This window comes from Falcatimonas sp. MSJ-15 (assembly GCF_018918265.1).
In the GTDB taxonomy this organism is placed as follows: Bacteria; Bacillota; Clostridia; order Lachnospirales; family Lachnospiraceae; genus Falcatimonas.
Map to the genome: position 1 here is coordinate 1 of NZ_JAHLQC010000002.1, position 17,002 is coordinate 17,002.

13 protein-coding genes and 1 tRNA gene are annotated in these 17,002 nt (G+C 34.5%); 2 read left to right on the forward strand and 12 right to left on the reverse strand.

Annotated features, from left to right (window positions below):
• Positions 1–225: 225 nt before the first annotated feature.
• From KQI85_RS01085 to KQI85_RS01110, 6 genes are all read right to left on the reverse strand, one after another.
• On the reverse strand, positions 226–1,041 hold the full coding sequence (locus KQI85_RS01085; RefSeq protein ID WP_216574205.1) for a MerR family transcriptional regulator: 816 nt from the start codon (positions 1,039–1,041) through the stop codon (positions 226–228).
• 372 nt (positions 1,042–1,413) lie between these two features.
• Positions 1,414–2,085: a hypothetical protein gene (locus tag KQI85_RS01090; protein WP_216574206.1), complete on the reverse strand. Its 672-nt coding sequence runs from the start codon at positions 2,083–2,085 to the stop codon at positions 1,414–1,416.
• A 1-nt stretch (position 2,086) separates the two neighbouring features.
• Complete coding sequence (locus KQI85_RS01095) at positions 2,087–2,488, reverse strand: ATPase (protein WP_216574207.1); 402 nt, start codon at positions 2,486–2,488, stop codon at positions 2,087–2,089.
• Positions 2,478–2,930: a DUF4869 domain-containing protein gene (locus tag KQI85_RS01100; protein ID WP_216574208.1), complete on the reverse strand. Its 453-nt coding sequence runs from the start codon at positions 2,928–2,930 to the stop codon at positions 2,478–2,480. Before KQI85_RS01100 ends, KQI85_RS01095 begins: the two co-directional genes overlap by 11 nt.
• 229 nt (positions 2,931–3,159) lie before the next feature.
• Positions 3,160–3,231, reverse strand: a tRNA-Gly gene (locus tag KQI85_RS01105).
• 380 nt (positions 3,232–3,611) lie between these two features.
• Entirely contained in the window at positions 3,612–4,457 is an 846-nt protein-coding gene (locus KQI85_RS01110; protein ID WP_216574209.1) for a DUF368 domain-containing protein, read from the reverse strand.
• Between the two features lie 249 nt (positions 4,458–4,706).
• Between KQI85_RS01110 and KQI85_RS01115 the strand changes: the two genes are divergently transcribed.
• Positions 4,707–5,465, forward strand: a complete 759-nt coding sequence (locus tag KQI85_RS01115; protein ID WP_216574210.1) for an N-acetyltransferase — start codon at positions 4,707–4,709, stop codon at positions 5,463–5,465.
• Between the two features lie 545 nt (positions 5,466–6,010).
• Here KQI85_RS01115 and KQI85_RS01120 read toward each other — a convergent pair.
• Positions 6,011–7,495 carry a glutamate synthase subunit beta gene (locus KQI85_RS01120; RefSeq protein WP_216574211.1) on the reverse strand — a complete coding sequence of 495 codons (1,485 nt, stop codon included), beginning with the start codon at positions 7,493–7,495 and terminating at the stop codon, positions 6,011–6,013.
• A 13-nt stretch (positions 7,496–7,508) separates the two neighbouring features.
• Positions 7,509–12,047 carry a glutamate synthase large subunit gene (gene gltB / locus KQI85_RS01125; RefSeq protein ID WP_216574212.1) on the reverse strand — a complete coding sequence of 1,513 codons (4,539 nt, stop codon included), beginning with the start codon at positions 12,045–12,047 and terminating at the stop codon, positions 7,509–7,511.
• A 412-nt stretch (positions 12,048–12,459) separates the two neighbouring features.
• On the opposite strand from gltB, the gene KQI85_RS01130 reads away from it, so the two are divergent.
• Positions 12,460–13,635: a DUF3810 domain-containing protein gene (locus KQI85_RS01130; protein WP_216574213.1), complete on the forward strand. Its 1,176-nt coding sequence runs from the start codon at positions 12,460–12,462 to the stop codon at positions 13,633–13,635.
• Between the two features lie 9 nt (positions 13,636–13,644).
• On the opposite strand, the gene KQI85_RS01135 is transcribed toward KQI85_RS01130, so the two are convergent.
• The 4 genes from KQI85_RS01135 to KQI85_RS01150 all read right to left on the reverse strand — a co-directional run bounded on the left by KQI85_RS01135 (position 13,645) and on the right by KQI85_RS01150 (position 16,805).
• The gene (locus KQI85_RS01135; RefSeq protein WP_216574214.1) at positions 13,645–14,457 is read right to left on the reverse strand and encodes a metal ABC transporter permease; all 813 of its coding nucleotides are present in this window, start codon (positions 14,455–14,457) and stop codon (positions 13,645–13,647) included.
• A gap of 1 nt (position 14,458) precedes the next feature.
• Positions 14,459–15,172, reverse strand: a complete 714-nt coding sequence (locus KQI85_RS01140) for a metal ABC transporter ATP-binding protein (protein WP_216574215.1) — start codon at positions 15,170–15,172, stop codon at positions 14,459–14,461.
• Positions 15,172–16,227, reverse strand: a complete 1,056-nt coding sequence (locus tag KQI85_RS01145) for a metal ABC transporter substrate-binding protein (protein WP_216574216.1) — start codon at positions 16,225–16,227, stop codon at positions 15,172–15,174. The genes KQI85_RS01140 and KQI85_RS01145 overlap by 1 nt, the downstream gene beginning before the upstream one ends.
• Positions 16,228–16,373: 146 nt before the next feature.
• Positions 16,374–16,805, reverse strand: a complete 432-nt coding sequence (locus KQI85_RS01150) for a Fur family transcriptional regulator (RefSeq protein WP_216574217.1) — start codon at positions 16,803–16,805, stop codon at positions 16,374–16,376.
• Positions 16,806–17,002 lie beyond the last annotated feature (197 nt).

Here is a 17,002-nt window from a genome sequence, read left to right on the forward strand (position 1 = left end):
GTCTTTAATTTCTAGAAGATTTGATATAAAATTAGTATTAGGCATAAGCATTCTCCTTTGTTGATTATTTTGTGGTGATTTAATTATAACTTATGGGATTGTTTATGCCTATCTTTTTTTATAAAAATGAAAGGTTCTAAACTCTACCCCCAAGTAAAGTTTAGAACCTTTTTAATAAACCATTTTCTCTTCTTTTTAAATTGTTTATGCGCTACTATTAATCATTTATTTTTTGCGTTTTAAGACCCAAAAGTGGTTTTGACCATCCTCGGATTTTTCAATATCACATGCAAGGCTCTTTTTCTTCTCAGGATTTCTCGCAAGTAATACTCCGAGGATAATATTGGCAAAAGCAATATTACGAGGTGCTTTCTCTTCGTTCACACGAATGTATAGAGCATATTCTGCGCCGTCCTCAAGGTTAATGAACTCATCAATAAAATCCTTGACATTTGACCAGCCATGTTTTTCAAAAACCACCTCGTATTCAGGATTGTGAAGAAAATTAAGATACTCTTGTTCTTCTGCTACACCTTCTCCGTGATGGAACGCTTCAAAATCGAACTGGTTTATGTCAGAAACAACAATGTTATCAAAGTGCCTGTTCACGTTACCAATAATACTGGCATACTCGTCACTACTGATTCCAAATTCCTCTGTCGGGTCATATTCATACATTGCCTGAGTGATTTTCTTTTTTGCTTCGTTGATCTTTTCTTGAATTTGATCCATTTCGGTCTGATATGACTTTTGGATAGCTTTGATTTCTTGCAATCTTTTCTCCTCTTCAGCGATTTTTGCATCGAAGGCTTTGTAGATCACATGATTATCCTTATCAAGGAGTCCCTTTATCTCATCGATGGTAAAACCAGCTTTTTGAAGATTTTTGATCCTCACAAATGCAAGAGCTTGATCCTCATCGTAATAACGGTATCCGGACCATTGATCCACCTTAACCGGTTTCAGTAGATCTACATGATCATAATAACGAAGTGTCTGAGGATTACAATCGCAGAGACGGGCGAATTCCTTAATTGTCATATCATTTACCTCCTTTCTGAACCCGTTATATCATTGCAGTAAACTGTAAGGTCAATACCTTTTTAGAAAATTTTTCAGAAGATTTTTTTGCCGTCATTGTGACAGAGCTTCGGGAGGATTTCAAGAATGTGCTGCCCGATCTTTTCTGCGTCATAGTCGTTGGCCTCGCAGATGAACCGGACGGTATCCGGCAACTGGACGTGGCCCTTCGCTTTCTCCACCTATTATACCGACGAAGTATAAACTTTTTTACTGACAAAAACAGCTGGGACGCCCCGACTTCCACAACTTACCCCTCAAACGCCAACTTACCCTTCAAGCGGCAAAACAGCGGAGGAATAATTAAATTGTATCAATCTCGGTGTTTTTTTATCATATACGCGACAATTTTTGATTTCTATAATCACATATTTTTACATGTGCTATCTTCTCATTTCCACCTTCAACCTCAGGCTTACCACACCTAAGACTCTCCATATATTCCGACACGCAACAATCTTTATACCAGCACTCGCCCATAAGCGAACCCTTAATAGACCATTTTTCATTTTGTGTAAATTCACCCACCAACGATTTCATCACTCGTTCTGTAGAGTATCTTTTAAAACCTGCCAAATACTGTAATGTCTTCTCATCCTCAATCTTTGATAAGTTAATTCTATGATCCTCAATTACTGATAAAACTTCTTCACGAATCTTGATTTTATCTGTCTTTCCAGTACCTGTCCATTCCACCAGCTTATCAAAAGCAAGAATTAGATATTCAAAACAAATCATATCCAGAATTATAACTTTTCCTTCTGCCTTATTTTCCATCGTTTTCAACATACGATATTTGTTACGAATATCCTGATTATCAACCACATAATCAAATGCAATATAATACTCATCGTCCTCTTTCATATCTATATCTAATAACGCATCCAATAAGTTCTGATTGTTTTCTTTACTTTCGACTACAAGTGCATTATTAAAGAAAAGCTGGTTAACTAATTTCCAAAAGTGAAGTCCTGCACCGGTATCTTCTGTCCACAAATATTTCATATCACAGCTCCTCTTCTAGTGTTATTTTATTATTATCAAACTCCAACACTTTAAAGCTCTTATCAGAAACATTAAGACCATCGCAATTTCGCAAAAAAAGCATATATTGATTTGACAACTCAAAATTAATAAAACGTCTGACCTCATCATTAATCAGAGAATCTGCATTATCCACCACAATAAAACTATCTCTACACTGTTCAATCGATTCTGAGAAATTATCTGATTTGTAATTAAACAGTTTTATGGCCTTGTATTCATCAGTTAATCTTAAATCTTCTAACATTTCATAAAGCACAGTTTTACCGGTACCACTATCTCCACCAACAAGAGTTATTCTGTCATCAAACACTAAATCATATGAAAATGGAGCTGTTTTGAATCTAATATTTTTATAAATCATCTACTTCTCTCCTTTCATACTCCTTACTCCACCAGGCATTATAACCTCTGCCACCAATAACTATATCAGAATCATTAAATCTGATTTGTACATCATCCGGAATATCAAAAAGTGTTGGTCTAGACATATAAATCTTTATATTATCCATAGTAAAAATGATTTTAAGCACATTCGGACCACATTCTTCTACATTCACCACCTTATCAGGGTGCTTTACAATATTAAGTAATGTCTTGCAACCAGATGACAAATTACGGATTGTACCTAATCCATATTTTGTTTCAATATGCTTATCCGATGTCAACTTTGCCTCATCTACCTGCTGAATAAGTTTTATTTCATTTTGAGACATTTCTTCATTACTTGTGTTCAAATTGAAATACAAATCGTTTTGCAGTATCCAATCTTTTGATTCTTTTTTATCTGTATATATATTTATCATTCAAGATACTCCTTTCACACAACAGACAACGTTATCATTTTATTCATCAACATTAACAATCATTACTGATATAATAACATTCGCCTTATTCGAATAATATTATACTATATTATTCGAACAAGGTGTTACAACTTTAATATAGCTAAATTATTCAGATACGCAAAAAGTGCCAGTCTTATAGTTCGTAGTCTATAAGGACTGGCACTTTTTAACATAAAAGCAAAAGAAAAGCGCGAGACGGGAATCGAACCCGCGACCCCCTCCTTGGCAAGGAGGTGCTCCACCGCTGAGCCACTCGCGCATTACTTATGTTCTTGCGAACACAAGTAATATTTTATAATACTTTTTTTATTATGTCAACCATTTTTTATTTTTACTGCGTATTTTATATCTGTGTGTCATTTGCTCTATTGTTTTGTTTTTATTCTTTTTGCGACTTTCTCTTGTATTATTCTTTATTCTTTTTATAACTTTCTCTCACTATTCGCCTTTATTCTTTTGCGACTTTCTCTTGCTATTCTCCTTTATTCTTTTGCGGCTTTCTCTTGCTATTCTCCCTTATTCTTTTTGTAGCTGCTCTCTCATTATTTTCGCTTATTATTCTCACTTACCGTTGTAGCCCTTCCATATTATAATTGCAGGCATATATCACTACATTCATTACTACTTACATTATCTTAATCAATCTTGATACTTACTATTAAACTTATCTAAGAGCAATGCCGCCATTACGCCTAGCAACGTACATAATGTATCTACAATAAAATTCATTGGTGAAGCAAGAAAATCATCTGCCGGTATTATCATTATAGTTGCTCCGGCTACAATTCCTATTATTATATGAAAAGCGATATTGTAATGTTTTTTGAAAAGCATATCTACAGCTTTTGACAACAATATCATAGTCGCAAGTGCACCAATCCCTGCGGGTATAAGCACTGTAAGATTAATATGGCTTATTCCAGCGATAAATGGTTCATATAATCCTAGTGGCATAAGCAAGGTTGAAAAACTCATTCCTGGTGCTATGACACTAAGTGCCAGACAAAATCCACAGAACACATACCATCCGGTATCAGGTACAATCCTGACAGCAAATATTCCTGCTATTATGAGAATTGCCGACACTATCAGTGTAGACATACCTGTCGCTATATATGATGCTCCTGTCCTTCCTTCTCTTCCGGCTTCTCTCCAAAGTGACGGAAACATCCCGCCTATAAGTCCCACAAAAAGACATATTGACTGTGCCTCATATCTCTCAAGCAACATCGACAATAGCCCTGCTATTCCAACAAAACCCGCTCCTATACCAATGATAATCGGAAACAGACTCTTTATATGCGTCTTCCATCTATGAATCGGATCTGCAAGCAGTTCCATAATCTCTCCATATATTCCAAATATAACGCATAATACACCTCCTGATATTCCTGGAAGCACACCACCAAGACCTATCAATGCACCCTGTACTACTTTTAACAAAAAACCTGTATCATTACTAACTACATTATCTGTGTTGTCCATTCTTATTACCTCATCTCATCCAATATTTATGTTCTATGTTATTAGTAAACATTATATTTATATTCATTCAAAATATAATTATTCCTACTTTTTATATAAATCCGTAATTTTTACATATGCTTTGATGTTTTCTTCATTTTTATATTGACAACCCATTCATAAAAGTACAATACTAATATAAGTAATTGATTTAAAATCGTTACACTAACATTTTTTAGTACGCATATATGACAACGGAAAGGATTTTTTATGAATATTATTATAAGAAAACAATTAGAACCAAAAGAATACCTTGATATACTATCTCTTAAGCACTATAACAATCTTTTTTTTAAAAGTTCATATAATGCCTACATTGATAATCAATCCAATGACTATGACGCTTTTTTACTTATGTATGACAATGATATTCTTGTATCATATCTTGCTATATTTGCTCCATTTGATGACGGCGTTGAGATCACAGGTTATACACACCCTGAACATTTTAACCATGGATATTTTCATACACTTCTAAAAAAAGCTTCTGATATGTACAACATGCCATTCTACTACTCTATATGTGATAATTCACCTGCCGCAAAGCATATTCTTGCATCAGTTAATGCTTCTTATTCCCACAGTGAATATATCATGCATATTAAGAAAAAAATACGTCTTAACAAAAATATCCGCAATATCAGTATATGTCAGCATGAAGTTGTAAAACACTCCGAATATGTCTTCTATATATCTGATAAACTCTCAGATGTCGGAGAGGCTCATATTGTTATTGATGGCAATCTTATTAATATATGTGACGTTCTTATATATGAAGATTACCGTAATCAAGGATATGGATATAAGCTTTTGTGTCATATAATACATTTTATTCAGGTTCAATATGATTCTTCATATAGCATAATATTACAAGTAAGTTCTAAGAATCCTGCTGCTTGTCACTTGTATCTCAAACTTGGATTTGAGATATATGAACAGCTTGATTATTACTTGCAAGCAACCTTGTAAATATTTAGTTATTAACCTCTTATTGACATTCAATTGCTAATTAGTTTTATACAACTAGCTTTTTATAACTAATCTTAAACTAATTAATCTTAATACAATTAATCTTGTTCCAATTAGTCTTGAGCTAATTAATCTTGATTCATTAGCCTTGATTCAATTAATCTTAATTCAAATAGTCTTAATCAAAAAACAGGATATGATTTAGTTATAGCTTCGCATATTATGCAGCTACTAAATCGTATCCTGTCTTTATTTTTCATACTTTATAATATTATCGATACTGTTTTATTACAACAGATATCAGTCTAATATCATACTATCGCATATTATATATTATCTGTAATGTGTTGTCTGAAATATATTATTTATAGTACGCTATCATCATATAGCCAATATATTTTGATTCACCATAATCTAATTCGCACTGTCAACTACCCACCTCCTAAATGTAGTGGGTTTCCGCCTATGACAAACGAAAGGATTTTATATATGAATATACATTTATTGCACTCTTTACTCTATACTGTACTTTTTTTAATTCATCTCTACAGATTAGTATATCCCATAAGGAATGTATCAACTGCTTTGGCTACTTCTCTACCTTCTCTTATAGCCCATACTACGAGTGACTGTCCTCTGTGCATATCACCTGCTGTAAATACTTTGTTAATATTAGTATTATATTTGCCTGGCTCTGTAAGTACGTTAGTTCTCTCGTTGAGTTTTACACCAAATGCATCTGTGACATATTTTTGTGAGCCCAGGAATCCTGCTGCTATAAATACAAGGTCTGCTTCGACTGTATATTCACTTCCCTCAACTTCAGCCATAATCATTCTTCCTGTTTTCTCATCTTTTTTACTCTCAAGTTTTACAAGTTTTACTTTTGTAAGATTACCACTCTTATCCTTGATGAATTCCTTAACTGTTGTCTGATATACTCTTGGATCTTTGCCAAATACTGCTATTGCTTCTTCCTGACCATAATCAGTCTTAAGAATTCTTGGCCACTCTGGCCATTGATTATTGGCAGTTCTCTCAACTGGTGGCTTTGGCATCATCTCAAGCTGTGTAACAGATGCACAGCCATGTCTTATTGATGTTCCAACACAGTCATTACCTGTATCACCGCCACCGATAATGATTACTTTCTTACCTTTGGCACTTACATATTTACCATCAGCAAGGTTAGAATCAAGAAGACTTTTTGTTGTCTGTGATAAGAAATCTACAGCAAAATATATTCCTTTTGCATCACGTCCTGGTGCATTGATATCTCTTGGATTAGATGCTCCACATGCAAGTACAACACTGTCAAACTCTTTTAATATCTTTGATGCTTTTACATTCTCACCAACATTAGCTGAAAGTTCGAATTTTACTCCTTCTTCTTTCATTATGTTGATCTTTCTCTCGATGAAACGTTTCTCAAGCTTCATATTAGGAATACCATACATTAATAATCCGCCCGGTCTGTCACTTCTCTCGAATACTGTTACATCATGACCTCTTCTATTTAACTGATCTGCTGCTGCAAGTCCTGATGGGCCTGAACCTATAATAGCTACTTTCTTACCTGTACGTACTTTAGGTGGATTAGCTTTTGCAAGTCCATTTTCATACGCATATTCTATAATTCCCATCTCATTCTCTTTGATAGATACAGGGTCTCCATTAAGTCCACATGTACATGCAGCTTCACATGGTGAAGGACATACACGACATGTAAATTCCGGAAAATTATTAGTCTTTTTAAGTCTGTTATATGCCTGCTCCCAGTTACCTGTATATACAAGGTCATTCCATTCAGGAATGAGATTATTAAGTGGACAGCCTGATGCCATCCCATTTAATATCATTCCTGACTGGCAGAATGGAACTCCACAGTCCATACAGCGTGCACCCTGGCACTGCTGTTTTTCTCTTGAAAGAGGAGTATGGAATTCATTAAAATTTTTAATTCTTTCTTTTGGTGAAACTGCTTTACTTGTCTCACGATTATATTCTAAAAATCCAGTTGGCTTTCCCATAATTCTTTTCCTCCTACTTTCTTGTATTAGCGTAGAATGCTTCTATCTGCGCCTGCTCACTGCTTAGACCTTTTTCTTCCATCTGAACAATCGCATTCAACATACGTTTGTAATCATGTGGCATAATCTTCTTGAATTTTGGAAGATAATCTCCAAAGTTATCAAGAATCTCTTTACCTTTTTCTGAGTTAGTATATGCTACATGCTGCTGGATTATCTCTTTAAGCTCTAATACATCATATTTAGAAGTCAAAGCTTCTGAAGAAACCATGTCTTTATTAAGTTTTTTATACAGATCTGAATCTTCATCAAGTACATACGCAATACCGCCGCTCATACCTGCTGCAAAGTTCTTACCAGTCTTACCAAGAACTACAACTCGTCCACCTGTCATATATTCACAGCCATGGTCACCAACACCTTCTACAACTGCTGTTGCTCCTGAGTTTCTTACGCAGAATCTCTCGCCTGCAACACCATTAATATAGGCTTCACCACTTGTTGCTCCATATAATGCAACGTTACCGATAATTATATTCTCATCCTGTTTGAACTTAATTCCTCTTGGTGGATATACGATAAGCTTACCACCTGAGAGTCCTTTTCCAAAATAGTCATTGCTATCACCTACAAGTTCTAGTGTAAGTCCCTTAGGTATGAATGCACCAAAGCTCTGTCCACCTGCACCATTACATTTGATTGTGAATGTATCTTGTGCAAGTGTATCACCATATTCTCTTGTTATCTCAGCACCGAATATTGTTCCAAGTGTTCTGTCTGTGTTAGTTACATCTATCTCAAGACTTCTCTTCTGTCCTGATTCTAATGCAGTCTTTAATTTCTTTAAGATAACTCTCTCATCCATTGTCTTTTCAAGCTGGAAGTCATATACATTCTTCTTATTATATTCAAACTTCTGACCTGGTTTTGCAAATGGATTATTAAGTATTCTCTGAAGACTTACTTTATCTGCATTACCTTTATGAATGTCATCTCTCTGTTTTAAGAGATCTGTACGTCCTACAAGTTCATCAACTGATTTCACACCAAGTTTTGCCATGTATTCTCTTAATTCTTCTGCGATAAACTTCATAAAGTTCATTACATATTCAGGTTTACCTTTAAAACGTTTTCTAAGTTCAGGATTCTGTGTTGCAACACCAACAGGACAAGTATCAAGGTTACATACTCTCATCATTACACATCCAAGTGTTACAAGTGGTGCTGTTGCAAAACCAAATTCTTCTGCACCAAGCATAGCTGCTATTGCTACATCTCTACCTGTCATTAACTTACCATCTGTCTCGATTATTACTTTATTACGAAGGTCATTCATAATAAGTGTCTGATGTGTCTCAGCTACACCAAGTTCCCATGGAAGTCCGGCATTATGAATTGAGTTTCTAGGTGCTGCACCTGTTCCTCCATCATAACCTGATACAAGAATTACCTGTGCACCTGCTTTTGCAACACCGGCTGCAACTGTTCCTACACCTGCTTCTGATACAAGTTTTACAGATATTCTAGCATTCTTATTAGCATTCTTAAGGTCATATATTAACTGTGCAAGATCTTCGATTGAATATATATCATGATGAGGTGGTGGTGATATAAGACCTACACCTGGCGTTGAATGTCTTGTCTTAGCTACCCAAGGATATACCTTTGCAGCTGGAAGATTTCCACCTTCACCCGGTTTTGCTCCCTGTGCCATCTTAATCTGAATCTCTTTTGCACTTACAAGATATTTACTTGTAACACCAAAACGTCCTGATGCAACCTGCTTGATTGCTGAACATTTGTTAAGTCCATCCGGTCCAATTGTAAGTCTCTCAAGACTCTCTCCACCTTCACCACTGTTTGATTTACCATGTAATCTATTCATTGCAATAGCAAGTGTCTCGTGTGCTTCCTGTGAGATTGAACCATATGACATAGCACCTGTCTTAAATCTTTTTACAATTGAATCAACGCTTTCAACTTCTTCAATCGGAACACCTTTTTTAGGATAATTAAAGTCCATAAGACTTCTTATTGTTCCTATGCTCTCATCATCAATTGCTGATGTATATTCTTTAAACTTACTATAATTATCTGTCCATGTTGCTTCCTGAAGAAGATGTATTGTTTTTGGATTGTACAAATGATCTTCTTTACCACTTCTTGACTTATGGCTTCCTGCTGATTCAAGTGACTGATTGAATTCAAGTCCAAGTGGATCGAATGCTTTTGCATGTCGTTCATTGATATCTCTTGATATGTCATCAAGGCTGATACCTTCAATTCTGCTTACTGTATTAGTAAAATATTTATTAATAACATCTGAATCAATACCAATTGCTTCAAATATCTTAGAACCCTGATATGACTGAATAGTTGAGATACCCATCTTAGATGCAATCTTAACTATACCATGAAGTATTGCATCATTATATGCATCTACTGCTGCATAGTAGTCTTTATCAAGCATATTATCATCTATAAGCTGTTTAATTGTCTCCTGTGCAAGATATGGATTAATAGCACATGCACCATATCCTAATAATGTTGCAAAGTGATGTACTTCTCTTGGTTCACCACTTTCAAGAATCATCGCTACACTTGTTCTCTTCTTAGTTACAACAAGATGCTGCTGAAGTGCTGATACTGCAAGTAATGATGGTATAGCTACATGATTCTCATCAATTCCTCTATCTGATAAGATAAGAATGTTAGCTCCATCTCTATATGCTCTATCAGTCTCAACAAACAGATGATCAATAGCTTTTTCAAGTGATGTATTCTTATAATATGTAATAGGAATAACTACTACTTTAAGCCCTTCAACTTTCATATTCTTAATCTTAAGAAGATCTGTATTAGTTAAGATAGGATTATTAATCTTAAGTATTCTGCAATTCTCAGCTGAATCTTCAAGAAGATTGCCATCTTCGCCAAGATATACTGATGTAGATGTTACTACTTCTTCTCTTATCGCATCGATAGGTGGGTTAGTAACCTGTGCGAATAACTGTTTAAAGTAGTTAAATAATGGCTGATGCTTATCTGATAATACTGCAAGTGGTGTATCAACACCCATAGCTGCTGTAGCTTCTGCACCATTTTGTGCCATTGGAAGAATACTTGTCTTATAATCTTCGTATGTATATCCAAAAGCTCTTAATATCTTCGCTCTTTCTTCTCTTGAATATTCAGGTACTTTTTTATTAGGAATCTTTAGATCCTTAAGATTAACAAGATTATTATCAAGCCATTCACCATATGGACGTCTCTTAGCATATGTCTCTTTAAGTTCTTCATCGCTTATAAGTCTTCCTTCTTCAGTATCTACAAGAAGCATCTTACCAGGTCTTAATCTCTCTTTTTTAATAATCTTAGTCTGGTCAACTTCAAGAACACCAACTTCTGATGAGAGAACGAGATAATCATCATCTGTTATATAATATCTTGATGGTCTTAATCCGTTACGGTCAAGGATTGCTCCCATCTTGTCACCATCACAGAATATAATTGATGCTGGTCCATCCCATGGCTCCATCATTGTTGCATAATACTGATAGAAATCTTTTTTATCCTGACTCATACTTGCATCATTGCTCCATGGTTCAGGAATTGTAATCATTACTGCAAGTGGTAAAGGCATACCATTCATTACAAGGAATTCAAGTGTATTATCAAGCATAGCTGAGTCTGAGCCTTCCTGATTAACAACTGGTACAATCTTATGCATATCGCTCTCTAAATATCTAGAAGAAAGCTTCTCTTCTCTGGCAAGCATTCTATCTGCATTACCTCTTATTGTATTAATCTCACCATTATGTACAATAAATCTGTTTGGATGAGCTCTCTGCCAGCTTGGGTTAGTATTAGTACTGAATCTTGAATGAACGATTGCTATTGCTGATTCATATTCTTCTGCTCGAAGATCATCAAAGAACTGTCTTAACTGACCTACAAGGAACATACCTTTGTATACAATAGTTCTGCTTGAAAGTGATACTACATAAGTATCATCATTACTCTGTTCAAATACTCTTCTTGCAACATACAGTTTTCTGTCAAAATCAAGTCCTTTTTCTATATCTTTTGGCTTTTTAACAAAACCTTGCATAATATGTGGCATACATTCAACTGCTTTATGTCCAAGTACAGTTGCATTAGTTGGAACTTCTCTCCATCCAAGGAATTCAAGACCCTCTTTCTCAACTATAATCTCAAACATCTTCTTAGCCTGATTTCTCTTAAGTTCATCCTGCGGAAAGAAAAACATACCAATACCGTATTCTCTTTCTCCTCCGATTGCTATGTTAAGCTCCTTACAGACTTTTGTAAAAAACTTATGAGATATCTGAAGCATGATACCAACACCATCACCGGTCTTACCTTCTGCATCCTTACCGGCTCTGTGCTCTAAGTTTTCAACAATCTTTAATGCATTGCTTACTGTCTGATGTGTCTTAATGCCTTTGATATTAACAACAGCACCAATACCACAGTTATCATGTTCAAATGACGGACTATACAGGCCCTTAACAGCACTATTTTTTTCCATACTACATTTTCCTTTCTACTTTCGTACTTTTTATCCAAATCATTCGCTTTACCACTTGAAAGGATTAGTCGAACAAATGTTAAAAACAATATACACCACTATTTTCAATTTGTAAATAACGACTTTTTCTTGAATTGTCTAACAATTTGAATATTCAGTGTGTAGATATGTAATTGTATATTATTCATCTTAAATTTTCATATTAAAAGTATGGCTTTTGACACAATTTACCCCCTGTTTTCCAAAAAAAAATTATTTAGGATTGTATATTAAAGCTATAAAGTGTATAATTTTAATAAAATGTCATATTATTTTCTATTTTGTGCGACATACATATTTTATGACATTCTGATGCTTTATATTATTCAGTTTATACACTGTTTAGATTAATTTTTTGAAATGAGGTGCTATTTTGTTACGAAACAAGAAATATGTGAAGGTTATTCCGGAGAAACCTTTTAGACGTATACTGCTTAATCCATTTTTTGTAATTTTTTTCTCCCTTATGCTTATATGCAGTCTGATGCTTAACATCGCTGCAAGACACAATATTCTATTTGCCAATTGGTATTCTAATTATATATACCCTAATCTTGTATATGTAATTGGTGGAACAATGTCTGTCTTTCCTTTTTCTGTCGCTGAGATTCTTCTATATATGCTTATTGCAGTTACTATATTAAGATTTATCTATATGTTAGTACAATTTATACGTTATCTGATTAAGAAGATGCCTTCTGGTTCATGTTATTATCTGGCTCTTTTTATCAGATACATTCTCGTCATGAGCGTTATCCTCCTGTTTGGATTCACAACTACATGTGGTATTAATTATCACCGTTTTCCATTCTCACATTATTCGGATCTGAATGTTACTACATACGATTCAGATGTATTGTTGGAATTCTGTGAATATCTCATTGACAATGTTAATGAGACTGCCACCAATGTATATAGAGATGATAATGCTGTATTCTCACTTAATAATACAGATTATACTTACGAAGCTAAGACTGCACTTGAACGACTTGGTATGGTATATCCTGTTCTATCAGGCTTCTATCCGGATGCAAAGCCTGTAATCAGTTCAAAGTTTATGACTTACAGCTTTATAACAGGAATCTATGCACCGTATACTATTGAAGCTAATTATAATAATATGATGCCTGATCTTAATATACCTTTTACAATATGTCACGAATTATCTCATCTTCGTGGATTTATGCGAGAAGATGAAGCTAACTTCATAGCTTATCTTGCCTGTAGAGAGAGTAGCTGTATTGAATTTCAATACAGTGGATATGCTAATGCCCTGTCTTATGCACTATCAGCTATACTTCCTTATATATCTTCGGAAGAATATACTAACCTGGTATCTGAGATATCTCCACTTACAAGACTTGATTATTCAGATGATTCAAGTTTTTGGAATGCATATAAGACACCGGTTAAAGCTGTTGCATCAAGTGTTAATGACAGTTATCTTAAAGCCAACAACCAATATGATGGTGTATTAAGCTATGGACGAATTGTAGATCTTATGCTTGCAGACTATGTGCAAAATATAAAAACAACAGAGGGTAGATAATTAGCTTATCTACCCTCTTATCTTCCCTATAATAACAAATACAATAAATGCTACAAGATTAACTGCAACTATACTTGCTCCTGCTGGAAAGTTCATAATATATGATACTATTATTCCTATTGTAAAACATATAATCGATATTATCGCCGATGATATAACCACTGACTTAAAGCTCTTAAATAGTCTCATGGAAGTAAGTGTAGGGAATATAACAAGACTTGATATCAGCATAGTTCCCATTATTCTCATACCAACTACTATTGTAACTGCTGTAAGGATTGATATAAGTGTATTATAAAAATCAGTTTTGATTCCTGTTGCTTTAGAAAAGTTCTGATCAAATGTAATTGAGAATATCTTATTATAAAAAAGTACATATATAAGCAATACTATAACAGATAGTACTATACTCATAAATACATCGCTTTTTCCCATAGCAAGTATACTACCAAACATATAACTGTATACATCTGCATTCAGACCACTTGTCATTGATGTAACTATTACACCGGCAGCTATTGAACTGCTTGATATAAGTGCAATCGCTGCATCTCCCTGTATCTTACTATTAGAACTTATTCTAAGTAAAAAGAACGCTGCTATTATAACTACCGGAATCGCTATCTTAAGTGGTGCAACATTCATTGCTGCTGCAACTGATAATGCTCCAAATCCTACATGTGACAATCCATCACCTATCATAGAATATCTCTTTAATACAAGGCTTACTCCAAGAAGTGCTGCACAGAGTGATACAAGAGAACCTACAATTATCGCTCTTACCATGAATGGATATGAAAAAATCTCTATTATTGTTGACATCTTATCTCACGTTCCTTTCTCTGCTTACAAACACTTTACCAATATCACTATTTATATAATCTTGTGTTGTTCCAAAGAACTTAACTCCTTTTTCTATATGAAGTATCTTATCTGCCTCATTAACAGCACTCTCTATATCATGTGATACCATTACTACTGTAATCTTATTCTTCTTATTAATCTCTTTGATAATTTTATACATCTCATCTGTCATAATTGGATCAAGTCCTGTTATAGGCTCATCAAGCACTAATATCTTATCTGTGGCACAAAGTGCTCTCGCTAGAAGTACTCTTTGCTGCTGACCTCCTGACAGATCTCTATATGATTTGTTCTTAATAGAAGTTATCTCAAGTCGTTCCATAACTTCTGCTGCTCTCTTTTTCTCCTTAGATGTATAAAATGGTCTAAGTCCCATTCTGTTAATACACCCCGATATAACGACTTCGTATACTGATGCAGGAAAATCTTTCTGGATAACTGTCTGTTGTGGAAGGTATCCTATCTCATTTTTGGATAATCCATTTAGAAATTCTACTTTGCCACTTCTAATAGGTATAAGTCCCAAGATGCTCTTCATAAGTGTTGATTTGCCTGAACCATTCTCTCCGACAACGCATACATAATCGCCTTCTTCTATCTCAAAATTAACATTTTCAAATACTACCATATTCTCATAGGCAACTGATAAGTTCTCACATTTTAAAATTGACATTATCTCAATCCTTCTTCCAAATTAATAACATTCTGTTTCATAAGATCAAGGTAAGTTACACCTTTTTCAAAATCATCTTTTGATACATTATGACATGAATGTAATAAGAGTGTTTTTCCATTAACAGTATCTGCTATTGTCTCGGCAACCTGCGGATCTACAAGTTCTTCATGGTATATAACTTTAGCTCCTGTGTGTTCCATACTGTCTATAATGGCTGCTACCATACCTGCACTTGGTTCTGTCTCTGATGAGCATGAATCATATGCTGATATGCATGTAAGACCATATTCTTCAGCAAAATAATGCATTGCAAATCTTCCACCAAAATATATATCTGTTCTATTCGCATTCTTAACAACATCTCTAAACTCTGTATCAAGCTCAGTAAGCTGCTCAATATAGTTATTAGCATTCTCTGTATAATAATCTGCATTATCAGGATCTACTTCTTTTAACGCCTCTAGTATATTATTAACCATCTGCATCGCTTTTACAGGGCTTGTCCAGATATGAGGATCATATTCATGGCTGTGTCCTTCACTGTTATGACTATCTTTTTCATCATTATGCTCACTATCACTATGTTCTTCCTCTGTATGTTCATCTTCTGTATGCTCATCCTCTGAATGTTCATCCTCGACATGAATATCCTCATGTTCATGTTCGTCTTCTTCTTTTTCAAGCTCTATGCCTTGTGATACATCTAGTACATGTACTGTCTTAGTATCTATACTGTCAATTATAGTATCTGCCCATGTCTCCATATATTTACCTGTATAGATAAACAGATCCGACTTATTGATATTAACTATATCAGCTGGTGTAGGATCATACGAATGGCTCTCCATTCCCGGAGAGAGAAGCATTGTCACTTGAACTTTATCTCCACCTATCTGTTTTGCAAAATCATACTGTGGAAAAAGAGTTGCTACAATCTGTACTTTTGCAGAATCTCTTTCTTCTGTCTTATTACATCCTGCCATCGCAATTACAAGAGTTGTACACATTAGTATACTTACTATTTTTTTGATAATTTCTTTTTTCTTAAACATTTATATCACCATTTATTGCCTTTCTATTATCTACCTGCCTGCCCATTTTATTATCTTTGCATAAGGTATTAATCTTACTATTATCTATCTTTGTCTATCGCATTCGTTCCATTCTTCTGCATCTGCTTCAATAATTAATCTTCTTATTATCTATCTTTGTCTTCTAGTTCCTTTTGACAATCTCTACATATTCCATAGAATACAGTCTTGCTATTATCAACTGTAAATCCATGCTCTTCCTTAACATGTGCATATATCTTATCAAGCATCTCACAATCCATATGAAATAACTTCATACATCTGCTGCACTTAAAATGATAATGATTCGAGCAGGTATTCTCTTTACTTATATATTGATAGCAACAGCATTTGCCTTCTTCTATAACATATTTTCTTACATGCCCTTCATTAACCAATACATCAAGGTATCTATATACTGTTGAACGGCTAACAGGCTTCTCCTGATTCTTCATATAATCTGCTATGCCATCTGCTGTAAGATGTTTATCTTTGTTACGCTCTATATATCCAAGTATCAGATCTCTCTGTTTAGTCTTATATTTTCCCTGACCATTCATGCGTCATTCTTCCTTTCATTAAGTCTTATGGCTTTTATCTGTTAGTATCCCTTAGTGGGACTACTAGATTTCGTCATAAATTTATACCAGACATAAAAAAACGGAACAAAAGCCGATAGCGTTTCATTCCGTTTTTTGTAATTTGAAACTGCATCTCAATTTCAAATTATAGTTTATTCTATTAATTGTGTCAATAA